The organism is Sphingomonas sp. PAMC 26617 (assembly GCF_000242835.1).
Classification (GTDB): Bacteria; Pseudomonadota; Alphaproteobacteria; order Sphingomonadales; family Sphingomonadaceae; genus Sphingomonas.
Genome location: NZ_JH594425.1, coordinates 1,597,811 through 1,615,806, shown reverse-complemented (window position 1 = coordinate 1,615,806; position 17,996 = coordinate 1,597,811). Strand labels below are relative to the sequence as shown.

20 protein-coding genes are annotated in these 17,996 nt (G+C 62.9%); 10 read left to right on the top strand and 10 right to left on the bottom strand.

The window, feature by feature from the left end:
- From RH91_RS07035 to trbB, 3 genes are read right to left on the bottom strand one after another with little or no spacing between them, the layout of a single operon-like run.
- On the bottom strand, nt 1-264 hold the full coding sequence (locus RH91_RS07035; protein WP_010161925.1) for a VirB3 family type IV secretion system protein: 264 nt from the start codon (nt 262-264) through the stop codon (nt 1-3).
- Entirely contained in the window at nt 264-614 is a 351-nt protein-coding gene (locus RH91_RS07030) for a TrbC/VirB2 family protein (RefSeq protein ID WP_010161924.1), read from the bottom strand. The genes RH91_RS07035 and RH91_RS07030 overlap by 1 nt, the downstream gene beginning before the upstream one ends.
- A complete protein-coding gene (gene trbB / locus RH91_RS07025; protein WP_010161923.1) occupies nt 611-1,534 on the bottom strand; it encodes a P-type conjugative transfer ATPase TrbB in 924 nt (307 codons plus the stop codon). The genes RH91_RS07030 and trbB overlap by 4 nt, the downstream gene beginning before the upstream one ends.
- Nucleotides 1,535-1,866: 332 nt before the next feature.
- Here trbB and RH91_RS07020 point away from each other — a divergent pair, with 332 nt between their 5' ends.
- Nucleotides 1,867-2,049 (top strand): DUF3606 domain-containing protein, encoded by a 183-nt coding sequence (locus RH91_RS07020; protein WP_010161922.1) that lies wholly within the window; start codon nt 1,867-1,869, stop codon nt 2,047-2,049.
- Between the two features lie 147 nt (nt 2,050-2,196).
- On the opposite strand, the gene RH91_RS07015 is transcribed toward RH91_RS07020, so the two are convergent.
- The 3 genes from RH91_RS07015 to RH91_RS07005 are packed head-to-tail and all read right to left on the bottom strand — an operon-like array spanning nt 2,197 to nt 4,051.
- Nucleotides 2,197-2,850, bottom strand: coding sequence for an SOS response-associated peptidase (locus RH91_RS07015; RefSeq protein ID WP_010161921.1), 654 nt, complete (start codon nt 2,848-2,850; stop codon nt 2,197-2,199).
- Between the two features lie 26 nt (nt 2,851-2,876).
- Nucleotides 2,877-3,377 carry an SRPBCC domain-containing protein gene (locus tag RH91_RS07010; RefSeq protein WP_232283429.1) on the bottom strand — a complete coding sequence of 167 codons (501 nt, stop codon included), beginning with the start codon at nt 3,375-3,377 and terminating at the stop codon, nt 2,877-2,879.
- Nucleotides 3,378-3,391: 14 nt separating this feature from the next.
- Nucleotides 3,392-4,051 carry an SOS response-associated peptidase family protein gene (locus RH91_RS07005; RefSeq protein WP_010161918.1) on the bottom strand — a complete coding sequence of 220 codons (660 nt, stop codon included), beginning with the start codon at nt 4,049-4,051 and terminating at the stop codon, nt 3,392-3,394.
- Between the two features lie 134 nt (nt 4,052-4,185).
- On the opposite strand from RH91_RS07005, the gene RH91_RS07000 reads away from it, so the two are divergent.
- The 3 genes from RH91_RS07000 to RH91_RS06990 are packed head-to-tail and all read left to right on the top strand — an operon-like array spanning nt 4,186 to nt 9,711.
- Nucleotides 4,186-4,917, top strand: a complete 732-nt coding sequence (locus tag RH91_RS07000; protein ID WP_010161917.1) for an ImuA family protein — start codon at nt 4,186-4,188, stop codon at nt 4,915-4,917.
- Entirely contained in the window at nt 4,838-6,397 is a 1,560-nt protein-coding gene (locus RH91_RS06995) for a DUF6504 family protein (RefSeq protein WP_010161916.1), read from the top strand. Before RH91_RS07000 ends, RH91_RS06995 begins: the two co-directional genes overlap by 80 nt.
- The gene (locus RH91_RS06990) at nt 6,394-9,711 is read left to right on the top strand and encodes an error-prone DNA polymerase (protein ID WP_010161915.1); all 3,318 of its coding nucleotides are present in this window, start codon (nt 6,394-6,396) and stop codon (nt 9,709-9,711) included. The genes RH91_RS06995 and RH91_RS06990 overlap by 4 nt, the downstream gene beginning before the upstream one ends.
- A 135-nt stretch (nt 9,712-9,846) precedes the next feature.
- Here RH91_RS06990 and RH91_RS06985 read toward each other — a convergent pair whose 3' ends face one another.
- The 3 genes from RH91_RS06985 to RH91_RS21240 form a co-directional block, all read right to left on the bottom strand.
- Nucleotides 9,847-10,584 carry a hypothetical protein gene (locus tag RH91_RS06985; RefSeq protein ID WP_157136874.1) on the bottom strand — a complete coding sequence of 246 codons (738 nt, stop codon included), beginning with the start codon at nt 10,582-10,584 and terminating at the stop codon, nt 9,847-9,849.
- Nucleotides 10,585-10,795: 211 nt separating this feature from the next.
- A complete protein-coding gene (locus RH91_RS06980) occupies nt 10,796-11,263 on the bottom strand; it encodes a hypothetical protein (RefSeq protein WP_010161913.1) in 468 nt (155 codons plus the stop codon).
- Between the two features lie 66 nt (nt 11,264-11,329).
- On the bottom strand, nt 11,330-12,781 hold the full coding sequence (locus tag RH91_RS21240) for an alpha/beta hydrolase (RefSeq protein WP_081469515.1): 1,452 nt from the start codon (nt 12,779-12,781) through the stop codon (nt 11,330-11,332).
- A gap of 270 nt (nt 12,782-13,051) precedes the next feature.
- Here RH91_RS21240 and RH91_RS06970 point away from each other — a divergent pair, with 270 nt between their 5' ends.
- The 6 genes from RH91_RS06970 (at nt 13,052) to RH91_RS22290 (ending at nt 17,168) form a co-directional block, all read left to right on the top strand.
- Nucleotides 13,052-14,125, top strand: coding sequence for a PIN domain-containing protein (locus RH91_RS06970; RefSeq protein WP_010161911.1), 1,074 nt, complete (start codon nt 13,052-13,054; stop codon nt 14,123-14,125).
- 256 nt (nt 14,126-14,381) lie between these two features.
- Nucleotides 14,382-15,311: an HNH endonuclease gene (locus RH91_RS06965; protein WP_010161910.1), complete on the top strand. Its 930-nt coding sequence runs from the start codon at nt 14,382-14,384 to the stop codon at nt 15,309-15,311.
- Between the two features lie 27 nt (nt 15,312-15,338).
- Complete coding sequence (locus RH91_RS22295; protein ID WP_157136873.1) at nt 15,339-15,503, top strand: hypothetical protein; 165 nt, start codon at nt 15,339-15,341, stop codon at nt 15,501-15,503.
- Between the two features lie 78 nt (nt 15,504-15,581).
- Nucleotides 15,582-16,292, top strand: a complete 711-nt coding sequence (locus RH91_RS06960; RefSeq protein WP_010161909.1) for a hypothetical protein — start codon at nt 15,582-15,584, stop codon at nt 16,290-16,292.
- A 79-nt stretch (nt 16,293-16,371) separates the two neighbouring features.
- Nucleotides 16,372-17,016 carry a hypothetical protein gene (locus tag RH91_RS06955; RefSeq protein ID WP_010161908.1) on the top strand — a complete coding sequence of 215 codons (645 nt, stop codon included), beginning with the start codon at nt 16,372-16,374 and terminating at the stop codon, nt 17,014-17,016.
- On the top strand, nt 17,013-17,168 hold the full coding sequence (locus tag RH91_RS22290) for a hypothetical protein (RefSeq protein ID WP_157136872.1): 156 nt from the start codon (nt 17,013-17,015) through the stop codon (nt 17,166-17,168). The genes RH91_RS06955 and RH91_RS22290 overlap by 4 nt, the downstream gene beginning before the upstream one ends.
- Nucleotides 17,169-17,340: 172 nt before the next feature.
- On the opposite strand, the gene RH91_RS06950 is transcribed toward RH91_RS22290, so the two are convergent.
- Entirely contained in the window at nt 17,341-17,904 is a 564-nt protein-coding gene (locus RH91_RS06950) for a hypothetical protein (protein ID WP_010161907.1), read from the bottom strand.
- Nucleotides 17,905-17,996 lie beyond the last annotated feature (92 nt).

Genomic DNA, 17,996 nt, shown 5'->3' with positions numbered 1-17,996 from the left:
TCAGCTTTCGAAGCGGTGCGGCAGCGCCAGATGGCGCCGCGCTACGGGAAGGATCTGGGGGTCGCGGCGGGCAACGATCACGGCGATGCCGTGGCCGACGACCGCCATCGTCACGCCGACGATCCACAAGCGCAGGCCAATGCCGACGGCAGCGGCAAGCGTGCCGTTGACGATGGCGAGTGCCCGCGGGGCTCCGGCAAGGAGGATCGGCTCTGCGAGCGCCCGGTAAACCGGCGCCACGAAGCCGGGCAAATCCTGGTCCATCAGACCAATGCCCCACCGCCGAACGAGAAGAACGACAGGAAGAAGCTCGAAGCAGCGAACGCGATCGATAGTCCGAACACGATCTGAACCAACCGTCGGAAGCCGCCGCTGGAGTCGCCGAATGCGAGCGTCAGGCCGGTCACCACGATGATGATGACGCCGACCACCTTGGCGACCGGGCCTTGCACCGAGTCGAGGATCGACTGAAGCGGCGTCTCCCACGGCATCGAGGAGCCTGCGGCGTAGGCCGGGCCCGCAAGAAGTGTGGCTGACGCTCCGAGAGCCGCGACGCACAGGCGATCGTGCGTGGTGGTGGCGAGCAGACGGACTTTGGAAAGGCGCATGATCATTCTCCGATCGGATTGGTGAGGGGGACGAGGTCGTAACTACCGTTGGGGCGAAGCCCTTGGACGCGCGCGAGTTCAGACAGGCGGCGCTGAGCGCCGCGGCCTGACAGAACGGCGATGACGTTGATGGTCTCTGCGATCAGCGGTCGGGGCACGCTCGGGACAGCTTCGAGGATCAGTTGCTCGAGTCGGTGCAGTGCACCAATCGCCGAGCCAGCATGGATGGTGCCGATTCCGCCGGGATGGCCGGTGCCCCATGCCTTCAAAAGGTCGAGCGCCTCGGCACCACGTACCTCCCCGACCGGAATACGGTCGGGCCGCAGACGCAAGCTCGACCGCACTAGATCACCCATGGTGATGCCGGGCGCGGTCCTCAGATACAGCACATTGGCTGCGTTACAGCGCAGCTCACGCGTATCCTCGATCAGGATGATGCGGTCGTTGGTCGTGGCCGCAACCGCGAGGAGTGCGTTGGTGAGCGTGGTCTTGCCGGTGGACGTACCGCCCGCGACCAAAATGTTATCACGGTTCATGACCCCACCGGCGAGGTAGGCTGCCTGTGTCGCGGTCATCGTGCCGGCCGTGACATAGTCGGCCAGCGCCAGCGGCAGGCTTGCGGGTCGCCGGATCGAGAAGATCGGTGCCGTCACAACCGGCGGCAGCAGCCCCTCGAACCGCTCACCACTTTCGGGCAGCTCGGCCGACACACGAGGGCTCGCCGTATGGACCTCAGCACCGACATGGTGCGCGACCAGCCTGATGATCCGCTCGGCTTGCGGCGCCGACAACCGTTCTTGCGTCTCGACCATGCCCGTCGACAATCGATCGACCCAAAGGCGGCCATCCGCATTGAGCATGACTTCGGCAATTTGCGGATCGTCAAGCCACGCGCCGATCGCCGGTCCCAACGCGCTGCGCAGCATTGCCGTGCCGCGTGCTTGGACAATGACTGAAGGCTGGGTCACTGAGGCCGTCTCCTGAGATGAAGCCGCTTCGACGGCCTCGGAGACAGGTAAAGAATGGCAATTTCGGCCCGGAACAACAGCTTTCGGAGCCCATCGTAGGACCGGATGCAGCGGGTTAGATAAGGGTGGGTCGGCCTTGGACTAAAGGCCAGCTGGCCAGCGGCGTCCGTGCGGTTACCGCGCTGCTACGGCGGGAAACCGACGTACCGATTCGCGCCGAGCATGTGATCAACGCCCTTTGGCGGAACCCTACTGGCCATTGCCGATTTTGTTCGTATGGAAGATCTGAATTGGCGGACAACAAATCGAAACGTGGCGCAGCTGATCGGCGCCAAGTCGCGGGCGGCGAAGGCTATGAGGTGAATTACTTTGTCCGGAAACACGGCATCATCAAAGATCAGGCGCATGGCCTCATCCAACGGGTCGGCAACGATCGTGAGAAGCTGAACGCGGCTGCACAGAAGCTTAAATAGCCCTGCCGGGAAGACTCCGGCGGCAGCAAATTTTCGTTAATGTGGCTGACACGGAGCCAGGCCTAGGGCGTTTGCGCAGTCAAGCCCCGGTGATCAAAATGACAGCGCCAATGGCGGCGTCTCCGGTTTTCGGGACAGGGCGCCACATCAGGGAGACACAACGCTATCGCCAACCCGCCCCTTGCGCTTATCCCAATATTCGTCGGTCCGGGTCATCTCGATGAGTTCGTTAGGATAGCACCGCAGCTGGAAGGATAGCGCCTCGTCAAAGCTGCCGTGCAGCCACTGATCATATTCGTCAGGATGCAGAAGCACGGGCATCCGGTCATGAACCGGCCGGATCGCCTCGTTGCAGTCGGTCATCACGCCCGAATAGACCGGCCCCCAACCATATTGCATATCCTCACGCCATAGCCCCGCCCAGGCGAAGATCGGCTGGTCCTTCACGTTGAACCAAATTCGCGTCTTTCCGCCCTTCGGCCCCTCGGCCTCAGCGAAGGCCGTGAGCGGAATCAGGCAACGCCATTCTGGTTTCCGCGCGTTGCCGATCCAAGTCGACTTGCGAAGGTCGGCGATGTTGTTGACGGGCTTCGGCTTCGCCGCCTCCGACATGCCCTTGAACTTCATAGGCCAGCCCCAAGTCATCGTCTGCATGATGCGACGGCCTTCGACCTCCCGGACCACCAAGCCGGCAGCGCCGGGATAAACCTCTTCGCCGGCGTTCGAGGCTACCGGATTGTCGGCGCCAAAATGGGCGGCGACCTCTGCGGCACTCAGCCTCTCCGTATACAGATTGCACATGCCCCGATCCTAACACGCATAGCGATTTATTCGAGCAGATCGGCAAGACTCTTGAGCGTGGACTCCATGCCCGTGACATGATCGGCTTCGCTGATCCCTGATGGCACGTTCTCGGCGAGGAATCTCACCTTGGTGCCGCCCGCCACGGGCTTCAAATTCGTGGTGAGGGTCATCGTGCCGGCGAAGCGCGGATCGTCGCTTTCGAACTTAGCGGTCTCAATGATCCTTTCATCGGGAAACAATTCGACGAAGCTTGCCTCGACGATGTCGCTCGTCTCCGTCGATTTGGGATCGCTATTCGCGGGATCGCGATAGACGAGCTCCATTCGGTAACCGCCGCCGACACGCGGATCGAACGAGAGGAGCCTGGCTTCCATGTTGACCGGCGCGCGCCATTTCGGGACCACCTCAGGATCCACAAATGCCCGGAAGATCGCTCGCGGCGTTGCGAGAATCGTCCGGGAAGCTGAGTGGGTTCGGGCGGTCATGACGATATCGGTCGTACCCGGCCTTATCGGGCGCGCCAACGCAGTTTCCATTGTCACAGGAGTGCCAGTTGCGGCGCGAGCTTGGTCGGTGCGGCACCGCTGCGCCACCGATCCTCGGTCCGGTCCACTATCATTCGGTCGGCGGCAAAAGGTTCGCGGTGCTGGAAGCGAATGACGTCCCGGATCGAACCCTGCAGCCAAAGATCATATTCATGTGGGCCGAGCAGAACTGGCATGCGGTCGTTGGTTGGCGGGATCGCCGCGTTCGCCGTCATCGTCATGCCAGCATAAAAAGGTCCGAACTCAGGCGTGTTTCGGCAAAAGCCGGCCCAAGCAATGATCGGCTGGTCCTTCACCGAAAACCAGGTTCGTGTCTTCGATCCTTCGTCGCCATCCGGATTGCCGAAATGGGTGAGTACGATGAGGCAGCGATAGCGCGGATCGACCACCAGCTTGTCCCACATGGGGTTGATAAGATTGGCGACCAAGCCAAGCCGCTGCGGCGTTTCGCCGCGTAACTGGCTCTCATGGGTATGTCGGGGGAAGCCCCATGTCATCGACTTGAGGAGCCGACGCCCGTCCTTGGCCATGACCACCAGCCCGTGCAGACCCTCCACGATCTCGCTGGCGGCTTCGAGATCCGGAACCGGCTCGACGCCAAAATGCTTCGCAATCTCGGTGATGCTCGCCTGGATGCTGTGCGATCGTGACATGGCAAACGCTCGAACCGACTCGGGTGAGCCCAGACTATACCACGGAACATATAGCGAACAAAGTCATTGACTCAGGCTCCCGATAGGGACGAACAAGACGGTCCTTTCGGCAATTTGCGAGTCTCCTGAATGCTATGCGTGAGTCCGTCGTCCTTCAAAATCTGCGTGCGCAAATTGCGGAGATCGAGGGCGTTGGGGTGCGCCATTCGGTGTTGCCCTTCGGCGTGGATGCGATCGATCAGCGGCTTCCGGGAGGGGGCTTGGCTGCCGGCGCACTACATGAGGTCGCGGGAAGTCCCGACCTTGCCGACGACGCCAGCGCCACGATTTTCCTGGCGGGTGTTCTCGCCCGGATCGACGGTCCGGTCTTCTGGTGCCTGCGCTGGCGTGACCTGTTCGCCCCAGCGCTTCACCTCGCCGGGCTACACGCTGATCGCGTGATATACGTCGAGGCGGGCAGCGATGCCAATGTGATGCTCGCTATGGAGGAATGCCTGCGCCATCCGGGCCTCGGCGGCGTGGTCGGTGAGATTGGCAAATATTCGACGACTGCCTCAAAGCGCCTGCAGCTCGCGGCCGAAGGGTCAGGCGTCGCGGCATTTGTCTTTCGTAGAGCTTCTAAGGCCGAGCAGTCGGTCGAAGGCACGGCGGCAATGACGCGCTGGCGCATAACGGCGAGCCCGAGCGAGGATCTCGGCATTCCGAGCCTTGGTCGACCGCGCTGGCAAGTAGCTTTGGAGAGGGTACGCGGCGGCAACCCGCACGCTTGGATCGTGGAGGGGTGCGATGCGACGGGTCGCCTCGGTCTATCTTCCGCACTGGTCGACCGACCGGCTGCGGCGGAAGACCGCCAAGTCGCCGCCTGACGGCGGCGACGCTCTCTCCCCGACGGCGCCGTTGGTGACGGCGATCCCCGATCATGGGCGCCGCATCGTTGCAGCGGTCGATGCCGGTGCGCGCGCGCTCGGTATCAGGCCTGGTATGACAATCACCAAGGCGCGGACGTTCGCGCCAGAGCTTGCCGTTATCGATGCTCAACCCGACGCCGATTTCGAGGGCTTGCGTCGTCTCGCGCTGTGGGCGGGCCAGCGCTACTCGCCAATCGTTGCCGCAAACGCGCCCGATGGCCTCTGGCTGGATATCACCGGCTGCGCTGCGCTCTTCAGCACCGAGGCTGCGTTGCTCAAGGATCTCCACCGGCGTGTCGCCGCGTTCGGTGTGTCGGTTCAGATCGCGGTCGCCGACACGGCGGGTTGCGCCCACGCGGTTGCGCGCCATGTCCCGGCCGGCCGGCCGGTCACGATCGAACCTGGTGATCATCGCAAGGCGATCGCGCTATTGCCGATCGCCGCGCTGCGGCTCGAGGCCGGCATTGTCGACGGCCTGCAGAAACTGGGCTTCGAGCGCATCGAGCAGCTGATCGGGACGCCACGCGGTCCGCTCGCCAAGCGGTTCGGGCGTGCGCTCCATCGACGGCTCGACCAGGCGCTGGGACATGCGCCCGAACCGATCGAGCCCGTTTTTCCGGAACATCTGCCGCGTGCGCGGCGCGGATTCATGGAGCCAATTGCGACGCCCGAGGCGTTCGCACAGGTGATCGGTGATCTCGTAAGCGATGCTGTCGATCAGCTTGGCCGAGTCGGCAAAGGCGCTCGTCGGCTCGATTGCTACTTCCATCGCGTCGATGGGCAGTCGCAGGTCATTCGCGTCGGGACCGCAGCGCCCTCGCGCGAGACCAAACATTTGTCGAAGCTGCTGTCAGCGAAGATCGAAACCGTCGAGCCGGGGCTGGGGATCGAGGCGATGACGCTCGTGGTGTCGCTGATCGAGCCGATGGCGGCGCGGCAGGGAGAGAGCCTCGAAAGCCTCGGCAACCGTGGGCCGGACCTTGCCGCTTTGGTCGATGCGCTCGCCAATCGGTTCGGTGCGCGCAACCTGCACCGCCTGGCGCCGCAAGCCAGCATCATGCCGGAACGGTCTGCAGCGATGTCGCCGGCGCTCGTCACAGCACGCGGCGCTGGTTGGGATGACGATCTGCCGCGACCGGCGCGGATGCTCGCGCGGCCCGAGCCGATCGAGGTGATAGCGCTGCTGCCAGATGACGCGCCTCGGCTCTTCGTCTGGCGGGGCAAGCGTTTCCGCGTCACCCAGGGAGACGGCCCCGAACGGCTGCACGGCGAATGGTGGCGGGATGCGGGTGTGGAAGGCGAGCAGCCGTTCACGGTCCGTGACTATTATCAGGTCGAGACGGTGAGTGGTGGTCGCTACTGGCTGTTCCGGGCAGGCGATGGCGAAAACCCGTCAACCGGATCGATGCGCTGGTTCATTCATGGCGCCTTCGCATGAGCGAGTCGGCACCTATCTACGTTGAACTCCAGGTCACCACGCATTTCAGCTTCCTGCGCGGCGCGTCCAGCCCCGAGGAATTGTTCGTCGCTGCGGCCCGGATGGGCCTGCCCGCGCTCGGTATCGTCGATCGCAACTCGGTCGCCGGCATCGTGCGCGCTTGGGATGGAGAGAAAACAACGGGCGTTCGCTCGATCGTTGGCTGTCGCCTCGATCTGACCGACGGCACCGCGCTGCTGGTCTACCCGATCGACAAGGCCGCCTATGGCAGGATGTGCCGACTGCTCAGCGTCGGCAAGAAGCGGGCTGGCAAAGGCGCCTGCCATCTCGACTGGGCCGATGTCGAAGAGTGGAATGAGGGCCTGATCGCGATGCTCGTGCCCGATCGTGCCGACGATGTGACGCAGGCTGCGCTCGCGCGCGTGAAGCGGATCTTCGGCGACCGCGCCTATATGGCGCTGTCCGTCCGGCGCCGGCCGAGGGACGCCATTCGCCTGCGCGACCTCGCGGCAATCGCGGCCACCGCGCGCGTCCCGACGGTGGCGACCAACGACGTCCTCTATCATGCACCCGAGCGGCGGCTGTTGCAGGATGTGGTGACGTGCATCCGAGAGAAATGCACCGTCGATACGCTCGGCAACGCCCGCGAGCGTTTCGCCGATCGCTATCTGAAGACCGGCGAGGAAACGGAGCGGCTTTTCCGCCGCTATCTCAAGGATCCAAGTCCGGTTTGGCGCAGCGTCGAATTGGCCGCGCGCTGCACCTTCAGCCTCGACGAGCTTAAATATCAATATCCGGACGAGATTAAGGTGCCCGGCCGAACCCCTCAGGAGGAACTTGAGCGGCTGACATGGGAGAAGGCGCCGGAACGCTATCCAGACGGGATCGATGGCAAGGTGCGCGAGCAGCTCGAACATGAGCTGCGCCTCATCGCCCAGCTGGAATATGCGCCATATTTTCTGACCGTGCATTCCATCGTCGCCGAAGCCCGGCGGCGAGAGATTCTCTGTCAGGGCCGTGGATCGGCCGCGAACAGCGCGGTCTGCTACGTGCTCGGCGTCACCTCGATCGATCCAGTACGATCCGAGCTGCTCTTCGAGCGCTTCGTCTCGGCGGAGCGGCGCGAGCCGCCCGATATCGACGTCGATTTCGAACATGAGCGGCGCGAAGAAGTGATCCAGTGGATCTACGAGACCTACGGCCGTACCCATTCGGCGCTCACCGCCGTCGTCACCCGCTATCGCTCGCGCGGCGCGGTTCGCGAGGTTGGGAAGGCGCTGGGGTTGTCCGAGGACATTACCGCTGGCCTGGCCGGTGCCGTCTGGGGTTACAGCCGGGAAGGAGTTGAGGAGAAGCACGCGGAGGAACTCAATCTGGACCTCGGCGATAAGCGGCTCGCGCTGACGCTCGAACTGGCGCGGACCCTGATCAACACGCCTCGCCATCTGTCCCAGCATCCTGGCGGCTTCGTGCTGACCCGTGATCGGCTCGACGGACTTGTCCCGATCGAGCCCGCCGCGATGGACGATCGCCAGGTGATCGAATGGGATAAGGACGACATAGACGCCTTGGGCTTCATGAAAGTCGACATCTTGGCACTCGGCATGCTCAGCTGCATGCGACGGGCGTTCGAGTTTCTTGAGAACGACAAGGGCATCAAGCACGACCTCGCGACGATCCCGGCCGAGGATCCCGCAACCTACGCGATGATCCGCAAGGCCGACACGCTCGGTGTCTTCCAGATCGAATCCCGCGCGCAAATGGCGTCGATCCCGCTGATGGCGCCGAAGACTTTCTACGATCTCGTCATCCAGGTCGCGATAGTGCGGCCGGGGCCGATCCAGGGCGATATGGTTCACCCCTATCGGCGGCGACGTAACCGCGAAGAGGCCGTCACCTATCCGACCGAGGAGCTCCGCCGCGTTCTGGAAAAGACGCTCGGCGTGCCGCTCTTCCAGGAGCAGGCGATGCGGGTCGCGATCGAATGCGCCGGGTTCACGGCAAGCGAAGCCGACCTGCTGCGCCGCGCGATGGCGACGTTCAAATTGACTGGCGGCGTCTCGCATTTTCGCGATAAACTCATCAACGGCATGGTCGATCGCGGTTACGATCACGAGTTTGCCGAAAAGACCTTCAAGCAGATCGAAGGGTTCGGCTCCTACGGTTTTCCCGAAAGCCACGCGGCCAGCTTCGCGCTGATCGCGTACGCCAGCAGCTGGATGAAATGCCATCATCCCGATGCTTTCTGCGCCGCCCTCCTAAACGCGCAGCCAATGGGGTTCTATGCCCCGGCGCAGATCGTGCGCGACGCGCGCCAGCATGGCGTCGAGGTCCGGCCGATCGACGTGAACGCCAGTCGCTGGGATTGCACGCTCGAACCCGCCCGCGGCTGCCACAAGGCCGTGCGACTTGGGCTGCGCATGGCGCGTGATCTCTCGAACGCCGATGGCGCCGCGATCGTCACAGCGCGAGGTGAGTTGCCCTTCACGAGCATCGAGGAAATCCAGCGTCGGGCCGGCGTCGGCCGCGGTGCACTCGACCGTATCGGCGATGCCGACGGCTTCGGATCGATAGGCGCGGACCGACGGGCTGGACTGTGGGAGGTCAAAGGTCTCGGGGCGGCAGCATTGCCGCTGTTTGCGGCCGCCGACCAGCGCGACGGCAAATTGCGGCAGGAGGCCCTCGAACCGACTGTCATGCTGACGCCGATGGGCGAAGGCGCCGAGGTGGTCGAAGATTACCGCGCGTCAGGATTGTCGCTGCGTGCCCATCCGCTCGCCTTCCTTCGCGATGAGCTGAAGGTGCGCAAGATGATTGCCTGCGAGGCGCTCAGGACAATCCGAGATGGCCGATGGGTAGAGCTCGCCGGCCTCGTCCTCGTCCGCCAGAAGCCGGGCAGTGCAAAGGGGGTTATGTTCATCACGCTGGAGGACGAAACCGACGTCGCCAATCTCGTCGTCTGGACTAATGTTTTTGAAAAGAACCGGCGCACTGTTCTCGGCGCCTCCATGATGGGCGTCCGCGGCCAGGTGCAGCGCGAAGGCGATGTCATCCACATTGTCGCCCAGCGCCTGGACGATCTCTCGGGCTTGCTGACGAGTGTGGGCCGGCGCGCCGACGTGGCCGACATCTACCGGGTCAGCCGGGCCGACGTGGTAAAGAGTCCAATGTCGCCCGACCCGCGTGATCCGGAGAACCGGCATCTCGGTCGCGACGCCAGGACGATTTACATTCCTGACCTGCGCCTGGGCTCGGGGATCATCCCCGGCCAGCCAACCGAGGGGATCAAGGTCAAAACGCGCGACTTCCGTTAATGGGACTCGTCCGCCATTTTCGACAACGGCGGGTAATGACCGCCTCGGCGGATAGCCAACTGCCCGATAGCTTGGAGTCGAGAGGTTGATCTTTTCGAGAACGGAGACTGGCGGTCTCGCCTCGCGGCGGATCGACTAGCGAAAGCCATAACCCGTCACCGGCCGGATGATCGACGCTTTCATTGAGCCATCGGGCTGTTCGGCCAACTCGAGACGCGGCACTGTCGAATCGAGCGTCGGCATATCAAGCGGGTCACCGTCGAAGCGAGCGATCGTCCGCAATAGCGCATCGAGACATTGGACGAGAAATAGCTGATGCATTTTCGTCTGCAGGATCGCGATCGTGACCACCAGCATCACCGTCACGCGTTGCCGCCGACCAATCAACAGGCTGTCGGCAAACGCCACTGACGGGATGCCCTGGTCGGAGGCATAAAGCAGCTGGTTCCGCCGATTGGCTTCATCCGCGATATAGGCCTCGATGTCGCGAGCACCCTTTTCACTGGCGAGCGCGGCCAATTCCTCCGAAAAATCATGCGGCTTAAACGGTCCCGTTCGATCCGACCAGAATGTCCAGTTGAACGGCTCATCGGGCGTGCCCCAAAATGGCTGGTCGAGTCCCGCCTGTCCGGCGATGTCGATCGATAGCTCGATCCGCGGCTCGCCTTCGACCCGCAGAGACATGGTCGGCATCGCGATGTTCTTCTCGGCAAGCTTGTCTGCGATCGCCGTGATGAACGGCCAGATCGCCGCCTTGTGCGGATGCTGACGCTCCTTCAGCCGTTCGGCGTTGGGATATTTTCGCACATTGAGCGCACGGATCACCGCAGTCGCCGCTTCCTCCTCGGCCGTGATCGCGCGGAACAGCGACATTTCGGCGTCAATCGGATGCAGCGTCCATGCCTTGCGCAGGTGATTAAGCGCGCTGCGGCAGGCATGCCGGACGCGCGGCGGATTAAGCTTCTCGATCGCTTCCTCAAGCCGCAGATGCATGTCGTCAAGCGGCAGTTCCGCGGGCCGATCGGGATCGGGGATGAAGGGCGGTGCGGGCACACGCGGTGTTTTCGCCATCGTCGCCGCCGCCCTAATAGTATCGTTCGTAATCGCCCTGCAGCCCGGCTTGGGCAGCGAGGTCGTCGACCGCCTTAATCGTCGTCGTCAGCAAATCGCGCATACGATCTGGCTCGTCCCAATAGTCGCTACCATGCTTGCCGCCGTGGAATAGGTTATTGCGGACGGTGTTCGCGAGCCGCACCACCCGTTCAAGGTCGGTTGCACCGGCATTGAAGCCGACATCGCGGAAAGCGAGTTCGCCATCGCCGACGATCTGGCGCTGCGGCTTCGCGTCGATCAGAGCCTGCCCGGCGGGCGTAAGGTGATAGGCTTCGCGGTGCTTTTCGATGAACCGGTCCCAGCTCACCTCGGCCTTCGTGCCTTCGTCCGTCGATTTGAGGTACCGCGCTTCCTTCAGCGCGAATTCGAAGCGCGAGAACCAATAGAAGAAATCGAACGCCAGGCGCTTGAGGTCGTCGGGGATATCATCGTGGCGCATGCCCTATCCTCCAAGCACTGCCGGACGAACGAACCCTGCCAAGTCGCGTGCGCGCCAGTCTCGGCGTCATCGCTTGAACTCCCAATAGTCGGCCGTTCCACCCAGCGCCTTGCGCAAACCAAAGCGGCGGTCAGGCGCAGTATCGCCCTGGATCAGCTCGTGAATGTCGGCGAGCACGGGGCGCATCTCCGCCGCATAACCATGCCCTATCAGGCCAAGATTGACGCGACTAGCATCGACCGTATCGACGCCGGGGACCACGGCGACTGGGGGCGAGAGACCGATCCGCGCGTAACGATGCAATTCGCGTGAAAGCCCAATCGCCTTGTCGTTATTGGTGACGTACAGCGTGGTGCGAGTGGACAGCTGGCCGTAGGCGGCCGCGAGATTGCGGAAGACTTGCGCATCCACGTCCGGGGCGGCGAGAAACACCTGGCCGAACCGGATCGGTGCCGCCGATGCTGCGGCGCTGGCAATCGCGTCCATCGCGCGCAACAAGCCTCGATTGCCCATCGAATGTGCGATGATATGCATCGCGCTCGCTCCCGAGTGCTGAGCGAAATCGACGAGGAAGGCGCGGATCGCCGGCTCGCTCCCATCGATCGCGGACTCGTCGCCGCCATAGCCCGCACCATAGCCGAGCGACGGCCAGGAAAAAAACGCGGCCGGGCCTTTGTGCGCGAGATCGACCTTGAGCTGCGCTGTCCGGCGCGCGGCGTCCTCAAACTTGGTGTTGAACCCGTGCAGGAAAACCAGACCCTGCTGGTCGCCGGGATCGAGCGTAGTCACCGTATTCGCCAGAAGGGACCAAAATTGGCGTTCGCTGATCACATCGACGTGCTGGAGCTTGACTCGGTTGTCGCCTTTAGTGAGGCGACCGAACAGGCCGCGGCCCAGCGATCCCATCGCCCGATCTTCGGGAACGAAAACACGGCATCGGCCATAAGTGACATCGTCCGACCGTTCGCCGGGAAATTGGCCGCGGGCGTTGCGCTGGCGGTTCGTCCCGAACCAGACGTCGACCTCTTGTAGGTCGGCGGGGGCAGAACCCATCATGCGCGCGAAACCGTGGCCGCCCCGGTCGAGCATCTGGGCACGATAGCGTGCAGCGCGGACGCCGTCCCGGCGGCGGTCGATATGGTCGCGGACGCTTGTCAGGGCGTCGCGTAATCGCCCGTTCGGCGCAAGTGACCGCAGTTGCGCGGCCATGCGCTCCAGCGTGTTTTCGGCGCGTTGAACACGATAGGCAGCGGAAGCGGGCGAATAGGGATCCCCCACGCCCATCCCCAGCAGTGGTCCGGCCGTATCCTCACCGATCGTCGGGTCGCCCGGGGCCAGTCCGCTTCCATTGGCCGCGCGATCGACCAGGTCCGCATCGTCCTGCCGCTCAGCGGCGAGCGTCATGTATAAGCCGGCATTGTCGGCCGCATCCTCCATCCTAGCGTAGCTGCGGTATCGATTGACGACGAACCTCAGGCCGAAACGCAGATCGGCCACTGCCGCGGCAGTCAAAGCCATGATATTCCCCCTCCAGAATCTGCGGCAAGCATGAGCCAGACTTCGATATAGTTTTTGAAGCTAGCGTAGGATCGAGCGTCAGTCTGCAGCAAGTGCTGGGTCGATGATTGCCAGACCAACCGCCCTCCATATCGGCAGCCTTTTGCCGCCCGATCGGTCATTGATCGCGACGCGATAAGTTGAGCATGGTTGCGGCGTCCGCGATTCCTCAGCGCCGGCATCGATGATAGGCAGCCCAACACAGGCATGATGTGGAACAGGCGTACGGCAATGGATATCGGCGAGGATGAGCCACAAGCGGAAGAAAGCTGGACGCTGAAGTTGCTCATCGACACCTGCGTGTGGTTCGATCTGGCGAAAGACTATCGCCAACGGCCCACGATCGCGGCACTTGAGGAGCTGATCAAGGCTGACGTCGTTCACCTCCTCATCCCAGAGCAGATCGTCACGGAATTTGCGCGCAACAAGGAGCGTATTATCCGCGAGAGCGGACAAAGCCTCGCATCGACCTTTCGCCGGGTCCGTGATGCGGTCGACCAGTTCGGCAAGCCCGAAGGCAAGGATGCCGCCCTAGCGCAACTCGGCGATGTCGATCATCGTATCGCAATCCTCGGCGAGGCGGTGAACGAGATGGTCGGCCGCATCGAGGCGCTGTTTGCGGGCGCCGAGGTCTTGCCTGCCGACGACACCGCGCTGATCGCCGCTGCGCAGCGCGCGATCGACAAGCGGGCACCTTTTCACAAGTCGAAGAACAGCATGGCTGACGCGGTAATCATCGAACTCTATGCCAACGCCCTCGCCAGTGCTGAGAGCGAAGAAGATGCTTTTGCATTCGTCACGCACAATAAGCACGATTTCAGCGCGGCCAGTGGCGACGACCGTGCACCGCATGCCGATATCGCCGAACTTTTCGATGGCGACCGGTCGACCTACGCGATCAACCTCGTGACGCTCTTGAACGAAATCGCGCCCGATTGGCTGGAAGAACTCCGAGCGGAATTCGAGGACGAGGGGGAACCCCGCAAGCTGTCGGAGCTGCTTGCAGCAGAAGCCCGGCTCGAACGGCAAATCTGGTACACCCGCCATACAAGCCGTCAGCACCGCATCGAAGACGGCCGCATCAAGGTCTTGCCGGAAGGCGAGTATTCTCGGGACCCCTACAAGCCGGACGAAATTCTCGACACCATCTGGGCGGGCGCGCTCGAGGCTGCGCGACGGACAGAAGAGGAAATCGGCATCGAGAATCTGGGGCCGTGGTCGGACTACGAATGGGGCGAGCTGAGCGGAAAACTGAGCGCGATCCGCTGGGTTCTGGGCGACGAATGGGGCAACCTCGACACCTGACCGCGCCGACGTTCGTTCGATTAGAACAATTTGGCGGCAAGCACGGACGATTAGTATTTCGATAGCGCAGGAGAACAGCGCTTGCTCTCGCGAGGCGCACCGTGGAAGCTAACCCGGTGTCCATTGTTCTCGCCTCCTGCGCCACAATTCACGGAACGCCCGTGCCTCGGGCGGAAGACGCGAGCGCGAGGAGTGACTGCCAAGACGGCCCCAGGTTCGTTGTTTGTCCGTGGCAACGTAAGACGCCGGGTCTCGAATGAGCGGGGACGATTCTGTCGATGCCGCCATGCGACAGGCCGCGGTTGCTCAGCTCGATCGGCTCGCTGCCGGCCGGCCGCTCAGTTCCGAGGATCTCGCCGCAGGTTTCCTCTTTCGCGGCGAGCGCATCCCGCTCGTCAATCCACAGCGTGGGATTTTCAAGCCGCGCGTCATGCGGCATTTGCTCAGCATCCGGACGGTCTATCCCCGTACCGGCGCGCGGGTCTGGTACGATGATCAGCGGCGCGTGCACGATCAGATCCACCGCGGTGAAGAACTGGTCGACTATGCCTTTATGGGCACCAATCCGGATGCTGCCGACAACCGATGGTTAAAGGAAGCCATGGAAGCGCAGATTCCCGTGCTGTACTTTCTGGGGATTGCACCGGGCCGGTACACCGCCATTTACCCGAGCTTTATCGCGGGTTGGTCGGCATCCGAACTGATCGCCAAGATCGGGTTCGGCATGCCGATCGCAGCATCGGCAACGGCGCTCCCGCCAGCGCCCGAGCGTCGATACGCACTGCGACTGGTCAGTCAACGATTGCACCAGGCAACATTCCGCGAGGCGGTGTTGACCGCCTATGACGGCCGCTGCGCGATATCGCGGCTCCCAGAGCGCCGGTTGCTCGATGCCGCGCATATCATCGCTGACGGCGATGAAACGCTCGGGCAACCGATTGTCGCCAATGGGCTACCGCTTTCCAAAGTGCATCATGCCGCGTTCGACGCCAACCTGATCGGCATCGACGCCGACTATCGCATTCACGTTTCCGAACAGTTGTTCGCGATGAACGATGGGCCGATGCTCGAGCAGGGCATCAAGGCAATGCGCGGTAAAACGCTGTTGATGCCGGGCCGCATCATCGATCGACCGGATCGAGACCGACTGGCGGCCCGTTTCGAATATTATCAGTCGGCGAACTGATCGCTCGTTCGGCAATTGGGGGGATGGATGGAAATCGACAATGCATTGAGCGAACCCGCGGTTCGCTTGGTTGAATTTCACAACGCATTCAACCGCAACGTCAAGATCAGCTTCGGCGCGCTCGAATCCGTCTCCCAGCGAGCCCTGACGGGCGCGGCTGGCGACGTGCTCGCCTTGCCGACGGGCGGCTAGCCATGGGGCAGCGAAACGCGCTGGCGTAACCTCGAGGCGCCGGTCAAGGACGCCGCCGGCTTTCTCGCCGAGCTAGGCTTGGTGCGCGCCACGGCCGCGTTCGAGGACTTTCTGACCGGGGCAAGGGCGGAGTTCGACCGCGGGGGACTCGCTGCGCAGGGTGCGACGGCCGACGGCACATCGGCCATGGATGGTCTCGACGCGATCTTCGGCATCGCCCCGACCGCAATCGTCGACCTCGCCCGCATGGCGCAATTCTTCAATGTCGCGCGGAACTGCGTCGTGCACCGCTCCAATCGTGCGAACGCACAGCTTGCGGCTCTCCGCGCCGATGCGGCGTTAATGGACACGCTCGACCGCTGGCCCAAGCGTGTCGGTCGATGGAAGGTTTCTCTTCCCGCCGTCAACGAAGGCAGGACCGTGGACTGGCGGCCGCGTCACGCGATCCTGGCATCGGACGTCTACTATCGCTGCGCAATGCTGCTCGATCGCCAGCTGATCACGCTGCTTGGTCCGCCCGGACTCGCCGCAATGGCTGCGTATTGGTGCTTCTCCGCCGATCCGCCTGTCTCCTGTCCCGCGAAGCTGGACGCGGGCACCATGGTCCGGACCCAACTGGTCGGTCGCTACAAGGCGCGCGCTACCAGCTTGGCGGAAACGATTGATCACCTCCGGACCGTTGGGCGGTGGGATGGGATCCGTGCGATCTTCGACCGGCTCTATCCTAACGGTCCCGAAACCTCCCTTGCCCGAAAGCGGCGGGCGCTAAAGTCGGGGCGTCGGCGCTAGTGTTCTACCGTGCGGCATCGCGATTGGTTAGCGCGCGCTGGCGCCGCAGGACCAAGCTTGTGGATGGAGTACGCCCAGCATGATCACCATCGAACCGGTGCTGGCGTCGCTCGGTAAACGCCGCCCGATCTTCCACAGCGAGGCCGATCTCCAGCATGAGCTGGCGCACGAAATCCGCGCGCATGATTCCGATCTTGCGCTGCGGCTCGAATATCCGATCGGTATCGACAGCCGCGCCAGTCTCGACATCCTGCTGCGCAAGGGCGCCGCGCAATTCGGCCTCGAGCTCAAATATCTCTGCCGTTCGGTGCAGACGACGATCGACGACGAAATCTTCGCGCTCAAGCACCAGAGCGCGCACGACATCCGCCGCTACGACGTCGTCAAGGACATCGTCAGGATGGAGCGCTTCGCCGCGCGGTTCGGCGCACCCGCCGCAGTTCTGGTTCTGACCAACGACCCCGCATACTGGTCGAGCCGGCGCCGGGCGGACACGATCGATGCCGCGTTCGCTCTGTCCGATCTCACCAATCTGACCGGCACCCTCAGCTGGGCAGCGGCGGCAGGGGCCGGCACAACAAAGGGACGCGCCGAACCGCTGATCGTGTCGGGCAGCTACGACCTGCGCTGGCAGGACTATTCCGATCTGGGCGGTGCCGGCGGACGCTCCCGCTACCTCTATGTGCCGATCAGACAGCGCGGCATGGGACCGGCTGCAGCATGAGTGAACCGATCGAACCCAAGCGTTATGGTCGACCGCAGCCCTTTAATCTGGTCGAACATCTCTCCGACGAGCAGTCCATTCCAACGACGGCTTATTATGGCATGGCATCGAGTGATCGGCCGTCGGATACCGTCACCCCGCCAGCGGTGTAGCGGAGGACCGCGTCGCCAATTTTCACCTGCCATGACGGAAGCGCTCGCGCTGACCGCGCAAAATCCGGCGACAGGTGGAAATGGATGTCATCGGGCAGCTGGCTGAGGCGGCGCCGTTCCTGGTTGAGAACGCTGGTGGCAATCCGCGCCGCGATCCATCAGCAAGCGCCAGTTACATCAATAGCTTGATGGACCGCGGGTCAGCACCCGCAACAAGCGACTCGCGAGCGGCGGTCGCTTCGCGAATGACCTGTTCGGGAAAGTCGCGCACAAGAAAGGGCACGGGCTTTCCCCGACGGTTTGAATTCATCACGCCGTCCGCTTCGATCCACGCAATCTCGAAGTCGGGCGCGAACTCGAGCGGTGAAGAGTCATGATGCGGAGTTACGCAGAACAATTTCGTTTGCGTCAGAATCACCGAGTGGAAGAAGAATATGGCGCCCCGCTTCCACCATCCCGACACGTGGCGGCTCTCCCCTGATGGATCGAGACGCACATAAGCTCCCGCATTCTGATGGCATTGCTGTGGCTCCATCCGCATGTAAGCGAGCTGGTCCGGCGGGGCGCGATTGACCCGGTAAAAGCGAAGATTTCTGATCTCATCGTTGAGCGCATCTTCCTCGGGCAAGGACGGCGTCATCCACCGATCGAGCTCCACCAGCATCTTTTGACGCAACTGCTCGCGCCGGACTTTAGCCTCTCCCACATTCACTCCCACATCCCATTCAATGACCATTAGGGCACGATGTCGCATCAGCGCCGCCCCTCGTCGACGATACGAGCATAACGCGTACGATTTCGCTATCACGGTCGACTGAATTAACGACG